General features: G+C 66.8%; 12 protein-coding genes. 4 read left to right on the top strand and 8 right to left on the bottom strand.

Annotation, left to right across the window (positions count from 1 at the left end):
* The first annotated feature begins 2 nt into the window (after nucleotides 1-2).
* Nucleotides 3-1,001: a methionine adenosyltransferase gene (gene metK / locus ACILQS_RS12380; protein ID WP_395640436.1), complete on the top strand. Its 999-nt coding sequence runs from the start codon at nucleotides 3-5 to the stop codon at nucleotides 999-1,001.
* Nucleotides 1,002-1,010: 9 nt separating this feature from the next.
* On the opposite strand, the gene ACILQS_RS12375 is transcribed toward metK, so the two are convergent.
* The gene (locus tag ACILQS_RS12375) at nucleotides 1,011-2,117 is read right to left on the bottom strand and encodes a 5-methyltetrahydropteroyltriglutamate--homocysteine S-methyltransferase (RefSeq protein ID WP_395640435.1); all 1,107 of its coding nucleotides are present in this window, start codon (nucleotides 2,115-2,117) and stop codon (nucleotides 1,011-1,013) included.
* A 61-nt stretch (nucleotides 2,118-2,178) separates the two neighbouring features.
* On the opposite strand from ACILQS_RS12375, the gene ACILQS_RS12370 reads away from it, so the two are divergent.
* Complete coding sequence (locus tag ACILQS_RS12370) at nucleotides 2,179-3,435, top strand: O-antigen ligase family protein (protein ID WP_395640434.1); 1,257 nt, start codon at nucleotides 2,179-2,181, stop codon at nucleotides 3,433-3,435.
* Nucleotides 3,432-4,736 (top strand): O-antigen ligase family protein, encoded by a 1,305-nt coding sequence (locus ACILQS_RS12365; protein WP_395640433.1) that lies wholly within the window; start codon nucleotides 3,432-3,434, stop codon nucleotides 4,734-4,736. Before ACILQS_RS12370 ends, ACILQS_RS12365 begins: the two co-directional genes overlap by 4 nt.
* A 15-nt stretch (nucleotides 4,737-4,751) precedes the next feature.
* On the opposite strand, the gene ACILQS_RS12360 is transcribed toward ACILQS_RS12365, so the two are convergent.
* The gene (locus ACILQS_RS12360) at nucleotides 4,752-5,948 is read right to left on the bottom strand and encodes an ABC transporter ATP-binding protein (RefSeq protein WP_395640432.1); all 1,197 of its coding nucleotides are present in this window, start codon (nucleotides 5,946-5,948) and stop codon (nucleotides 4,752-4,754) included.
* 115 nt (nucleotides 5,949-6,063) lie between these two features.
* On the opposite strand from ACILQS_RS12360, the gene ACILQS_RS12355 reads away from it, so the two are divergent.
* Nucleotides 6,064-6,966 (top strand): ABC transporter permease, encoded by a 903-nt coding sequence (locus tag ACILQS_RS12355; RefSeq protein ID WP_395640431.1) that lies wholly within the window; start codon nucleotides 6,064-6,066, stop codon nucleotides 6,964-6,966.
* 75 nt (nucleotides 6,967-7,041) lie between these two features.
* Here ACILQS_RS12355 and ACILQS_RS12350 read toward each other — a convergent pair whose 3' ends face one another.
* The 6 genes from ACILQS_RS12350 to ACILQS_RS12325 all read right to left on the bottom strand — a co-directional run.
* The gene (locus tag ACILQS_RS12350; RefSeq protein ID WP_395640430.1) at nucleotides 7,042-8,475 is read right to left on the bottom strand and encodes a glycosyltransferase; all 1,434 of its coding nucleotides are present in this window, start codon (nucleotides 8,473-8,475) and stop codon (nucleotides 7,042-7,044) included.
* Complete coding sequence (locus ACILQS_RS12345) at nucleotides 8,472-9,896, bottom strand: glycosyltransferase (protein ID WP_395640429.1); 1,425 nt, start codon at nucleotides 9,894-9,896, stop codon at nucleotides 8,472-8,474. Before ACILQS_RS12345 ends, ACILQS_RS12350 begins: the two co-directional genes overlap by 4 nt.
* Nucleotides 9,897-9,987: 91 nt before the next feature.
* Complete coding sequence (locus tag ACILQS_RS12340) at nucleotides 9,988-10,254, bottom strand: hypothetical protein (protein WP_395640428.1); 267 nt, start codon at nucleotides 10,252-10,254, stop codon at nucleotides 9,988-9,990.
* Between the two features lie 22 nt (nucleotides 10,255-10,276).
* A complete protein-coding gene (locus ACILQS_RS12335; protein ID WP_395640427.1) occupies nucleotides 10,277-11,251 on the bottom strand; it encodes a UDP-glucuronic acid decarboxylase family protein in 975 nt (324 codons plus the stop codon).
* Nucleotides 11,248-12,270 carry a GDP-mannose 4,6-dehydratase gene (gene gmd / locus ACILQS_RS12330; protein ID WP_395640426.1) on the bottom strand — a complete coding sequence of 341 codons (1,023 nt, stop codon included), beginning with the start codon at nucleotides 12,268-12,270 and terminating at the stop codon, nucleotides 11,248-11,250. The genes ACILQS_RS12335 and gmd overlap by 4 nt, the downstream gene beginning before the upstream one ends.
* On the bottom strand, nucleotides 12,267-13,431 hold a 1,165-nt coding region (locus ACILQS_RS12325), incomplete at its 5' end, for a DegT/DnrJ/EryC1/StrS family aminotransferase (protein ID WP_395640425.1). The genes gmd and ACILQS_RS12325, both read right to left, overlap by 4 nt.

Genomic DNA, 13,431 nt, shown 5'->3' with positions numbered 1-13,431 from the left:
ACATCCCGGGTATCGTGCGCAAGACCATCACCGATATCGGCTACACCGGCTCCGACGTCTGGTTCGACGGCCGCTCGTGCGGTGTCGAGATCTCGATCGGCGGCCAGTCGCCCGACATCGCGCAGGGTGTCGATCACGCGTTCGAGGCGCGCGAGGGCACCAGCGTCGACGACCTCGACATGCAGGGTGCCGGCGACCAGGGCATCATGTTCGGCTACGCCACGAACGAGACGCCGGTGCTGATGCCGTTGCCGATCTGGCTCGCGCATCGGCTCTCCGAGCGTCTGGCCGAGGTGCGCCACACCGGACTGGTCGACTTCCTCCGTCCCGACGGCAAGACCCAGGTCACGATCGGCTACGACGGCACGACGCCGGCGACCGTCGAGACCGTCGTCGTCTCGACCCAGCACTCGGCCGCGATCGACACCGAGACGCTGCGGGCCGAGGTCGAGCGGCTCGTGATCCGTCCGGTGCTCGAGATGATCGACCTGCCGTCGGCGGGCGCCCGCGTGCTCATCAACCCGACGGGCCGATTCGAGATCGGCGGGCCGCACGGCGACGCGGGACTCACCGGACGCAAGATCATCGTCGACACCTACGGCGGCGCCGCCCGCCACGGCGGGGGAGCCTTCTCCGGCAAGGACCCGTCGAAGGTCGACCGGTCAGCCGCCTACGCGCTGCGCTGGGTCGCGAAGAACGCCGTCGCCGCCGGCCTCGCCGACCGTCTCGAGGTGCAGGTCGCCTACGCGATCGGCACCGCATCCCCCGTCGGACTCTACGTCGAGTCGTTCGGCACCGCGCACGTTCCGGAGGAGACCATCATCGCCGCGATCCGCGAGGTGTTCGACCTGCGGCCGGCCGCGATCATCCGCGATCTCGACCTGCTACGCCCGATCTACGCGGCAACCGCCTCATACGGTCACTTCGGTCGCGAACGGCCCGAGTTCACCTGGGAAGCGACGACCCGCGTCGACGACCTCCGCGCCGCCGCCAGGATGTAGCCGTCCGGGTCACCCCCAAACGGTCTTCGAGATCTCCACGATCTGGCGCATCTTCGCCCACTGTTGCGCCTCGGTGAGGAGGTTGCCCTCCTCCGTCGACGCGAACCCGCACTGGGGGCTGAGGGCGATCTGCTCGAGCGGGACGAACTCCGCGGCTTCACGGATGCGCTCCTCGACCTCGGCGGAGACCTCAGGATCTCCGCTCTTCGAGGTGATGAGGCCGAGCACGACGATCTTGTCGCCCCTCGGGAGGAAGCGCAGTGGCTCGAAGCCTCCGGCGCGCTCGGTGTCGTACTCAAGGAAGTAGCCGTCATAGTCGCAGCGCGACAGGAGGTGCTCGGCGACCGGCTCGTAGCCGCCCGACGAGATCCAGGTCGACTTGAAGTTGCCGCGGCAGACGTGAGTAGTGACGACCATGTCGTCCGGCTTGTCGCGCAGCGAGTCGTTGATCAGCCTCACATAGCGATCGGCGATGCCGTCGACCGCGACCCCCCGTTCCGCGGCGCGCTCGATCTCGGCCTCCGAGCAGAGGTACGCCCACACGGTGTCATCGAACTGAAGGTACCGGCACCCGGCGTCGTAGAAGGCTTGGACCGCGGCCCGGTAAACGGCGGCGAGATCGTCCAGGAGTGCGTCGCGGTCGGCATACGCGACGTCATCGACGCCGTCGTTCTCGAGCCGCCAGTGCAGGACGGTCGGCGAGGGGATCGTCATCTTCGGGGTCACCGTCGTCGTCGACGCAAGGAACCGAAAATGGTCGATGAACGGGTGGTCGGCGGGGAACCCGAGCTTGCCGATGATCGTCGGCGCCTTGGGTTTGGTCTCCACACCTTGGAACGGCAGCCCGTGATCGATCTCGGCGATCTCGACACCGTCGAGCAGGCCGATGAAATCGTAGTGCCACCATGCGCGGCGGAACTCGCCATCAGTGGCGAGCTCCAAGCCTGCGGCCTCCTGCTCTCGAATCAGGGCGGTGATCTCAGCATCCTCGACCGCGCGGAGTCCGGCGCCGTCAAGCGTACCGGCGTCGTGGCGGGCACGGGCGTCCTTGATCGCCGGGGAGCGCAGGAAGCTCCCGACCTCATCGGCACGGAAGGGAGGAGAGGTCCGTTGCATGCGCTCGAGTTTAGGTGTCGGGCGAGGGGGAGCCGACGAATCCCGCCGATAGCCTGAGGGCATGACGCCCGCGACCCCGTACCGCCTTTTCCTGGCGACGTTCGGGTTCTTCACGCTCGCCGCAGGCGACGTCTGGCGCTATCTGCTCTCGTGGTGGGGCTGGAGCGCGATCATCGTCGTCTTCGTGACGCTCGCGGTGATCGAGCTGGTGCGCAGCCGCGTGGATGTGCGGCGGATGCCGATCCTGCTGTTCGCGACCCTCGCGCTGATGGTGCTGTCGATCGCCTGGTCGGCCTACCCCGCGGCGAGCGCGCTCGGCGTCGTCACGACGCTGTGCACGACCGTCTACGCGGTCTTCCTCGCCACCTGTTTCACGTGGGCCGAGCTGGTGGATGCCCTCGCCCGCGCGATGCGGATCGTGCTCGCGCTCTCGCTGCTGTTCGAGCTCGTGGTCGCCGTCTTCGTGCGCGACCCGGTGCTGCCGCTGTTCGTCGACTACTCCGACCTCGACAAGATCCCGCAGGCCTACTACTGGTCGCGCGAGCTGCTGTTCGACGGCGGACGCATCCAGGGCATCGTCGGGAACGCCAACATCCTCGCGATGGCGGCGCTGCTGTCGCTCATCGCCGAGGTCGCCCGGGCTCTGGCCGGCCGCGGGTCGCGGTTCTGGTCGGCCGTGTGGGTTCTCGTGGCGGTCGGCGTGCTCGCGCTCACCCGGTCGTCGACCGTCCTCGTCGCCCTGGTCGCGGTGTCGGCGATCGTGCTGGCCGCCTGGTTCGCACGGCGCGGATCCGGGGCTCGCCGCGCGGTCACGACGGTCGCCCTTCCGGTGATCCTCGTCGGGGCCGCGGCGGCCGCCGTCGTCTTCCGCGCGCCGCTGCTCGCGCTGCTCGGGCGCAGCAGCGACCTCACCAACCGGCTCGACATCTGGCAGATCGTCGTCTCGACGGCCGGGCAGCGCCCCGTCGCGGGGTGGGGCTGGATCAGCTATTGGGCGCCGTGGGTGGAGCCATACGACGACCTCGTCGTGATCAAGGGGGTCACCTACTTCCAGGCGCACAACGCCTGGCTCGACATCTACCTCCAGCTCGGCATCCTCGGCCTCGTCGTGGTCGGACTGTTCGTGCTCACGACGATCGTGCGCACCTGGTCATTCGCCCTCGACGGCCCGCGGGATGCCGCCCTCGTGCCGCTCGCGCTGCTCGTCGCGATCCTCGTACAGGGCCTCGCCGAGAGCCGGCTGCTCATCGAGATCGGCTGGGCGCTGCTCGTGATCGTGTCGGTGCGCACGGCGACGAATCGCTGGGAGAGGCGGTGAGGTCCGCCGTTCTGGAGCTGCTCCGGGCACCGCGAGTTACGGCGACCCTCAGCACGACGGGGGCGGGGCTCGTGGCTATCGCGTTCACCGTGCAGCAGGTGATCGGCTGGCCGGGCTACATCGCTGCCTTTGTCCTGCTCTCGCTCCTCCTTCTCGCCTCGCTCCTCGCGCGCCGCGATGAGCTCGACTGGCATTGGGCGATCCTGCCCATCTCCCTCGTCGCCTACCTCGCCTGGTTGGGCCTGTCGGTGTTCTGGAGCGACTACCAACGAGTCACTCTGTCCTCGCTCGGGTACCTCCTGTTGGTGACCTTCACCGGAGTCTTCATCGCGCTCTCGAGGGACACCATCCAGATCATCCGCAGCTTCGGCGACGTCTTCCGCGCCCTGCTGGTCGTGTCGATCGCGCTCGAGACCTTGTCGGGAATCATCTTCGACGCCCCACTGGCGGTGCTGAATATACGGGCGGCTCTCGCGAACGGCGGACCCATCTCCGGGCTCGTGGCCGACCGCAATCAACTCGGACTGGTCGCCGCGATCGCCGTCGTGACCTTTGCGATCGAATGGCGCACTCGATCGATCACGCGGGCCGTGGCCCTCGCATCCCTCGCGCTCGCCGCGGGCACCCTGGTCTTTACACGCTCGCCTGTCGTCGTGATAGTGACGGTGGTGCTGCTGCTGGCCGGTGGCGTGCTCTATGGCATCCGGCGACTCCCCGCCGAGCGCCGCCAGCTGGCCCAATACGCTGTGCTGGCGGTCCTCGCGATCGGCGCCGTCGTGACGTGGATCTTCCGGGCACCGATCATCGGCCTCTTCAACGCGACCGGCGAACTCGAGTTCCGGCTCGTGCTGTGGCAGGAGGTCTTGCAGGTGGTCCCGGTCCACTGGCTCGAGGGATGGGGGTGGAGCGGCATCTGGAATGCGACTGTGCCTCCGTATGCCGGCCTCACGCCGACCATGGGCCGCTCGCACGATTCGGCCCTCAACGCCGTCGTGGACCTGTGGCTGCAGGTCGGCGTCGTCGGGATCGTTCTCTTCCTCGCGGTCGTCGGGCTCGCTTTCACCCGATCCTGGCTGCTGGCCGGACGTCGGCGCAGCGTCGTGCATACGTGGCCGGCGCTGGTTCTCGTCGCCCTCGTGGTGGTGTCGGTCGCGGAGAGCTCGATCCTCACCGAGTTCGGGTGGCTGCTTCTGACGATCTGCTGCGTGAAGGCGTCGTCAGAGCTCAGCTGGCGCCGGGCTCTGAGCCCGATTGCACCGACGGCCGGCGATACGGGCGCGAACCACCTGCCACAGCCCTGACCCGCGCGGTGCCTGCTATGCCTCGTCGGTTTCGCTGATCTCGGAGTCGATGTGAACGGTCCCCTCGTTGCGAGGGTGACCGATGACATTGAATCGTGCCGCCTGCTGAAGGCGCTCGCGCTCGCCACCGGACAACGTCCCGAATGACGCGTGAAGGTGATACGTGCCCGTCGCAAGCCATACCTCGGGCAACCGGAGCCTGACCGTCCGTCGACCCGGCAGGGGCTTCGGATCGAACTTGAGGATGTGCGAGTTCGTTCCGAAGAGCGTCATGCCAGCCGAGGTCTCGATGCCGATCCCGACGCCCCAGTCGTCCAATGCCTCCGGCGAATCAACTGTGACGAGCACATCGAGCGCATCGCCGGGACGGATCGTCGCGACGCCTTCCGCGTCATACTCACCGGCTTCGACCCGGACCGAACGCAGCTCACCCTCGCCCTCACCGCCTTCGAGGGGCTCCCGTTGTGCAAAGGTGCTCCGCAGCACGCGGAACGCCTCAACCGGCTCACCGTCGAAAACCAGCCGACCGCGGTTGAGGACGATCGCCCGATCGCACAGTTCGGCGACCTGCTCGAGCGAATGAGTCACCAGTACGATCGTCCCGCCCTCGCTTTGGAAGCGGCGGATATGGTCGAGGCACTTGTGCTGGAACGCCTCGTCACCGACGGCGAGCACCTCGTCGACAATCAGGATGTCCGGGTCGACGTGAACAGCGACTGCGAATGCCAGGCGCACGTACATACCCGACGAGTAGAACTTCACCTGGGTGTCGATGAACTCGCGGATCCCGGAGAAGTCGACGATGTCCTCGAAGTGGCGGTCCGTCTCGTCGCGCGAGAGTCCCAGGATCGCGGCGTTGAGATAGACGTTCTCGCGGCCGGTGAGGTCGGGGTGGAAGCCCGCCCCGAGCTCGAGCAGAGCCGCCACCCGGCCACGACTGCGAACCTGGCCGCTCGTCGGCTGCAGGATGCCGCCGATAATCTTCAGGAGCGTACTCTTGCCCGATCCGTTGGCGCCGATGAGCGCGACCGAACTCCCACCCTCGATCTGCAGGCTGACATCGCGTAGGGCGAGATACTCGTTGCGGTGTCGGCGGCTCCGCCCGAAGTTGACGAGCCGCTCCTTGAGAGATTTATCACGCCGGATGACGAATCTCTTGGTGACGTCGGCGACGTCGATGACGACGCGGTCCGCGTCCACGGCGATGGTCATTGACTCCCTCTCGGCACTCGGTCGCGAGCCTTCGAAATACACTAGTCTTACGTGGGCTCGGGCTCGCACGCGACGTCACGTCCCGCGTGACCCGGCCCGAACCAGTGGAGAGAACTTGGCCACCACCGCTTCCCACGTCGAACGTTGGCGTGACGAGCCCCTGCGCAGTCCCTCTGCTCCGGATTCGTTCTGGGGCGGACTCGCGTACGCGACTCGCGGGGTTTGGGAGCGTCGCGACCTGCTCGGGCTCCTCGCCCGCCGCGAGCTGAAGGCGAAGTACAAGGACAGCGCCCTCGGCTTGTTGTGGGGCCTCGCCCGACCGCTGACACAGCTTGTCATCTACTACGTCGTCATCGGTCAGGTGCTCGGAGCGGCGCGGGCGATTCCGCAGTTCGCGATCTTCGTCTTCGCCGGACTGACCGCGTGGGGGATCTTTTCCGAATCGCTCTCAGCGTCGACGGCATCGATCGTCAACAATTCCGGTCTCATCAAGAAGGTGAATCTGCCGCGGCAGATCTTCCCACTGTCCGCCTCGATCGGCACGCTGTTCAACGTCGGCATCCAGTTCGGCATCCTCGTGCTCGCGACGATCGTCCTCGGCCAGTTCCCTCTCTCGTGGAACCTCCTTCTGCTGCCGCTCGCGTTCGCCGTGCTCTGGGTGTTCTCGCTCGCCCTCGGCATGATCCTCGCCGCCGTCAACGTCTACCTGCGCGACCTCACCCATCTCGTCGAGGTTTTGCTGGTGATCCTCTTCTGGGCGTCGCCCATCGTCTACTCGTTCCCGTTCGTCGCGCAGGCCGCGGGCGGCGGTTGGCTCGTCGAGGCGTACCTCGCGAGTCCCATCACGCTCGGTGTACTGGGATTCGAAAAGGCGATGTGGGTGGCCGGCGCCGACCAGGTGTGGCCCGACATGCTCGAACTGCGCCTCGCTCTCGCGCTCCTCGGAAGCCTCGTGCTCCTGCTCGTCGCGCAACGAGTGTTCACGAAGCTCGAGGGGAACTTCGCTCAAGAACTCTGACCGGCGGCGGTTGCATGTCGCTGCAGGGCGGGCGGGGAACGGCCGTCGTGCACGTGGCTCTCGAGCCGCGGGGGGTCACGACCCGGCGAAGAAGTCCCACGTCTCAGCGGCGTAGTCATCCCATGAACGCGCGACAAACCTCGCCGACTCCGCGATGAGCGCGGCGATTCGGACCTCGTCGGTGAGCAGCGACTCGAGCGCGACGGGCAGCTCGTCGGCCGACCTCGGGTCGATGAGCACCCCACCCGTGCCGCGTGCGAGCTCGGCCATGCTGCCGAAGTCCGAAGTGATCACCGGAGTGCCCAGCAGCAGCGACTCCGCGACCGGCAGGCCGAAGCCTTCGTTAAGCGACGGGTAGACGGTGACCCTCGCCACGACGTAGGCGGCGTACAAGGCTGCGTCGGTGATGGCGGAGACGGTGTGCACCGGACGCCCCGCCGCCTGGAGCTGTGCGACCTTGCGCTCGAACCGGCCGCTGTTCCAGGAGTTGCCGCCGATGAACAGCAGCTCGAACTCGACTCCGCGCCGCCAGACCTGCTCCGCTGCGCGCAGCACGGCGAGGTGGTTCTTCCGCGGTTCGTGGCTCCCGACCACAACGACGAGCGGCAAATCGGGTCGCTCCAGTCGTGTGCGGAACTGGGCGACCGACGCGTCCGACACGGCGCCGACCTCGCAAGCGAGGGCGTGTTTGACGATCTCTGGGCCGGCGAGTCCGATGCCCGAAAGCATGTGTCGCCATCCCTCGTACTCGATGGCGGACGCACCCGAGGTCACGCTCAGAAGGTCCATGCGCGCGGCTGCGGAGAGATAGCGCGCGAAGCCGGCGGGCATACCGGCTCCCGTCGTCTCTGCCGAGGTCAAAGGCACGCAATCGTGTCCGATCATGCCGGTGCGCGTCGAGGAGTACTCAGCGATCGCCGCCACCTTGTCGGTGCGCCACGGCTCGGCGCCGAGCTCGGGCATGACATAGGTGCCGCCGATCGGAATCAGCAGCGGCGCCGCGCTCGGCGCCAAGCCGGAGGGCGGATCGCCGTAGAGCGCCGTGCCCTCCTCAGCAGCCGTCAGGCGCCGCATCCCGCGGCGATCCACAGTCCAGGTCGCGAGCACGATGTCGCGATCGGCGTTCCAACGCCTCACCGTCTCGCGCACGACGCGCTGAATGCCGGTCGCCAGCTCCGTTTCAGCAGTGTGGAACACGTCGACCACGAAAGCATCGCGCAGAAGTTCGTAGCTGGTCGGGACGATCCGCTTGAGGGCACGGAGGGTGTGCGCGACGAAATGCGCGCCACCCTCGAGCACCAAAGCGTTCCGCGCCTCCCTCACCTCATCGGGATGGGGGTACACGCCGCGCAGGACCGCGAGCACTATCCACACCGTGCTACCGGACGCATCGGCGTCGAGCGCCTCCGCGAGACGCTGTGCGGGCGTCGCGCCGGATGCCACCACAATCCCGAGAGCGTCGAGCGCCGTCGTGATGCGGGCTGCGATCTCCGTTTCGCCTGCGCTCACGGGACGACCTCGCGTACCCGATCAAGCAGGTCCGCAGCGTAGTCGTCCCACGTCCGCTCGGGCAGGGCAGCGATCTCTTCCCGCAATCGCTCGACCAGATCCGGCTCGTCCAGGATGCGGACGATCGCCGCCGCGATAGCCGCTGGATCGCGGGGGTCTACGAGAAGGCAGCCACCGAGGCTGGAGGTCTCGGCGACGGCCCCAAAATTGGAGGCGATCACCGGCGTCGCGTGGGCAAGCGACTCGACGACGGGCAGCCCGAAGCCCTCGTGTAGCGAGACGAACACCGTGCAGGCCGCGACCTCGTACGCTTCGACGAGGTCGGCATCGGAGGCGTGCCGCAGGACGCTGACCGGCCGCCCGCGCTTGTGCAGAATGCGGACACCCTCCTCGAAGCTCGCCGAGAGTGGCGGTGATCCCGAACCGATGAAGAGGAGTTCGAATTCCTTGCCTTCGCGCCAGAGCAGTTCGGCGGCGGCCAGAAGCGCGGTCTGGTTCTTCCTGGGCTCCTGCGAGCCGACATTGAGCAGCAGAGGGACGCCGGGGCGTTTGCGCTTGAGCGTCGACTCCGGCTCGTGGTGGACGTCGACGCGTCCCGACGGCAAGCGAACGGTCATGACGTCGGGGCCGTCGAGTCCCTGCGCGCGCACGGCACGGCGGAAGCCCTCGAACTCGCCGGCAGCCGACTCGCTGACGCAGACGACGCGCGCCGCGTGCTTCACGACGCTCAAGAAGTGAGCGAAGCGCTCGGCCTCGTCAGGAAGTACGTCAAGCGGGCTGAGCACGGGGATCGCATCGTGCCCGACGATGACTACCGGACTCCCCGAGTAGAGGGCAACGCCGCGGAGCGCCGGGACGTGTGACGACAGCGGGACTTCCGGCACGACTACTGTGGAGCGCCATGGCACAAGGATGCGCTCCAGGCGCGAGTCGTCCGGGACGGGCATCTCGTATCGCATCCGGCTCGTCCATGCCGTCGCCCGTTCGCGCTCGCTCGCGTCGAGGCGCCGCAACGATCTGCCGTCGCGTGTCCAGGCGACGAGATGTACGTCGGAGTGAGACTGCCACCGGCGCATGGTCTGGCGGACCACGCGCTGAACGCCGGTGTTGAGCCCGTTTGTGGCCGAGAAGTGCACGTCGACGATCGTCGCATTGGCCACGATCTCGAGTCCTCGGTGCAGATGACGGCTCATCGAGGCGGGCGCCACCGCAGCGTCGAGCACCGCGAGGAACGACTCCGCAGGTCCCCCTGCCCGCAGCCGACCATGCAGCTCTTCGACATCCTCGGCGAGAGGGAACGCGCCCGTCATCGCCACCAGAAGGAGCCACATCTTCGCGCGGTCCTCGTCGCGCGCGCACTTCTCGGCGAGACGGCGGAGGAGAAGAGACGTCGGCAGGGTCGCTAGAGCGGTCGCTTCCACGATGGGATGCGCAGCTCCCTCGAAGAGGTATGGAGTCGCGGCCACGAGCCGATCCCGGAGCGAAGCAGAGAGGGCTTCGGCGACGTCGCCGCTAGAGGGCACGGCGCCGCTCCACGATCTTCCGCTGAGCGATCTCGACGCCCTTTCGGGCACCTTGGCGTACGCCGACGCGCGCGACCTTGAGCTGTAGTCCGCGCAGAGTCCGCAGCGGACCGGTCACGCGCCACGAGACACTCGATTCCATGCGCTCGAGTTCGCTCCAAGCACCATCGGCGACCGTGATCGCGGAGATCCAGTCGTCCAGGGTGCGGGATTCGAGCTCGTCGCGATAGGCCTCGGCGGAGTCGGACGACGTCATGAGGCAAACCTAACGACGGGCGTCATGAGTTTCCTGAGACGTCGGTCGGGGACTTCGCCCGGCGGTCAAGCCCACGGAAGTAGGCGATCGTTCGCTCGAGGCCGGCGGCGAGCTGCGTCTGCGGCTCCCACCCGAGCTTCGCGCGGGCAAGCGTGATGTCGGGCTGGCGCTGGCGCGGATCGTCTTGCGGAAGAGGCAGGTGGACGACCTGGGAGGTGCTGCCCGTCAACCGGATCACCTCCTGCGCGAGCTGCAACATCGTGAACTCGCCGGGGTTGCCGATGTTGACAGGTCCGACGAAGTCGCGGTCGCTGCGCATGAACGACACCATGCCCTCGATGAGATCGTCGACGTAGCAGAAGCTCCGCGTCTGGCTCCCGTCACCGTAGATCGTGATGTCGTCGCCACGCAGCGCTTGCACGATGAAGTTGCTGACGACACGACCGTCGGCGGGGTCCATGCGCGGCCCGTACGTGTTGAAGATACGCATGACCTTGATATCGAGGTCGTGCTGCCGGTGGTAGTCGAAGAACAGTGTTTCGGCCGCTCGCTTGCCCTCGTCGTAGCAACTCCGGATGCCGATCGGATTGACCCGCCCCCAGTAGTCCTCGGTCTGTGGATGGATCTCGGGATCGCCGTAGACCTCGGATGTCGACGCTTGCAGCACCGGAACCTTGAGACGCTTGGCGAGGCCGAGCACGTTGACCGCACCGAGGATGCTCGTCTTGATCGTCTGTACCGGGTCGCGCTGGTAGTGCACGGGCGAGGCAGGGCACGCCAAATTGTAGATCTCGTCGACCTCGACGTAGAGCGGGAACGTCACGTCGTGCCGCATGAATTCGAATCGCGGGTTGGCGAGGAGATGCTCGATGTTCTTCTTGCTGCCCGTGTAGAGATTGTCGACGCACAGTACGTCGCGACCCTCGGCCAGAAGACGTTCGCTCAGGTGCGACCCGAGGAAACCGGCACCGCCGGTGACGAGTGCGCGGGTCGTCACCGCTTCTGAACCTTGTCGACGTGATGCCGACCCGCCAACTCAAGCGCCGCGATGTCATGGTCGACCATGATCTTGGCGAGCTCCGGGGTGTGGACGCGAGCCTTCCATCCGAGCGCCGACTCCGCGAGGCTGGCATCTCCGATGAGAGAGTCGACCTCGGTCGGTCGCAGATAGCGGTCATCGAAGCGCACGTGCTTCTCCCAGTCGAGTTCTGCGCGCTCGAAGGCGAACACCAGGAAGTCGCGCACGGTGTAGGCCGCACCTGTCGCCACGACATAGTCCTGAGGGGTATCGTGCTGAAGCATCAGCCACATCGCCTCGACATACTCAGGCGCGTATCCCCAATCGCGTACGGCGTCCAGGTTGCCCAGATAGAGCTCGTTCTGCACACCAGCCTTGATCCGCGCCACGGCACGCGTGATCTTGCGCGTGACGAACGTCTCTCCCCGTCGCGGTGACTCATGGTTGAACAGGATGCCGTTGACCGCGAACATGCCGTAGCCCTCGCGGTAATTGCGCGTGATCCAGTACGAGTAGACCTTGGCCGCACCGTAGGGCGAACGGGGATAGAACGGCGTCGACTCGCCCTGCGGCGGCGGCGTGGCGCCGAACATCTCCGAGCTCGATGCCTGGTAGAAGCGACAATGCAGTCCCGCCTGCCGGACGGCTTCGAGGAGCCGTACCGATCCCAGACCAGTCGTGTCGGCGGTGTACTCGGGTTCATCGAAACTCACGCGGACGTGGGATTGCGCCGCGAGGTTGTAGACCTCGTCGGGACGAATCGAGTCGAGCAGCGTCACCAGACGCGTGCCGTCGGTGAGGTCGCCGTAGTGAAGGTGGAGGCGAGCTGCCGCGTCATGCGGGTCGACGAAGAGGTGGTCGATCCGCGAGGTGTTGAAAGTGGAGGCGCGGCGGATGAGGCCGTGGACCTCATAGCCCTTCTCCAGCAGAAGCTCGGCAAGGTAGCTGCCGTCCTGACCGGTGATCCCGGTCACGAACGCGCGGCGCGGCTCGGTCATCGCACTCCGTTGATGGTGTCGAGGAGAAGATCGAGTTCGCGCTCGATCGGGAAGTGGTGGTTGCCGACGAACAGTCCGTCGTCGTGGATCTGGTCGGCCGCTGGAAGCTTCGCCGGAACTTCCGCGTCGAGACGTGACATCACCGGATTACGCGTGAAGTTGCCCGCGACGATGGGCCGACTCTCGATACCCGCTGAGGACAGCGCCGCGACCACGTCCCGACGGCGGCCGGCGAGCTTGCCCTCGAGGACAAAGGCGAAGCCGAACCAACTACTCTCGCCGGTCTCCGACTGGATGCGGAGGTCGTCCCGGTCGGCGAATCGCTCGACGAAGAGTGCAGCGTTCGCCCGTCGCCCAGCGATGAGACCGGGAACCTTCTCGAGCTGGGTCCGGCCGATGGCGCCGGACATCTCGAGGGGGCGCACGTTGTAACCCGGCAACACGAAACGGAACAGGTCCTCGAACGGGTCGCCGGACTTGGCATGAATCATGTTGTCGGGCGCGAGCTCCCGCGTCCAGCCGTGGGCACGCAGCGACACCATCGCTTCATATGAGTAGCGATCGTCCGTCACGGCGATCCCACCCTCCATCGTCGAGATGTGGTGGGAAAAGAACGCACTGAAGGTGCCGATCGTGCCGAAGGTGCCGGCCTGGCGCCCTTCTAGGGTCGCCCCGAGCGACTCGCAGTTGTCTTCCAGGAGGAGGATACCCTCCTCCTGGGCGATCTTCGCGAGCTCGTCGAGCTGAGCGGGGTTGCCGAGCAGGTTGACGGCGAAGATCGCCTTCGTCCGGGGGCCGATCGCCTCACGTACCGCCGCGACGTCGATATTGAGAGTTCGTGCGTCGATGTCGACGAATCGCAGCCGCAGCCCGAGCTGGTGCACCGGGTAGTACGTCGTCGCCCACGAGACCGCGGGCACGATGACCTCATCGCCTGCCGACAGATCGATCTCCGGATTGGAGACGGCGGCTGCCATCGCCACCAGGTTCGCACTACTGCCGGAGTTCACCATCACGGCGTAGCGCGAGCCGAATCGTTCCGCGAACTCGGCTTCGAAGGCGCGGACGTTCTCCCCCATCGTGAAGCGGCCGGAGGCGATGACGGAGGCGAGGGCGTCATACTCCCGGGAGTCCCAAGTCGTGGTCGCGAGCGGGTATGCC

It is taken from the genome of Pseudolysinimonas sp., assembly GCF_044239695.1.
Taxonomy (GTDB): Bacteria; Actinomycetota; Actinomycetes; order Actinomycetales; family Microbacteriaceae; genus Pseudolysinimonas_A.
This window is presented reverse-complemented; position numbering and strand designations above follow the sequence as displayed.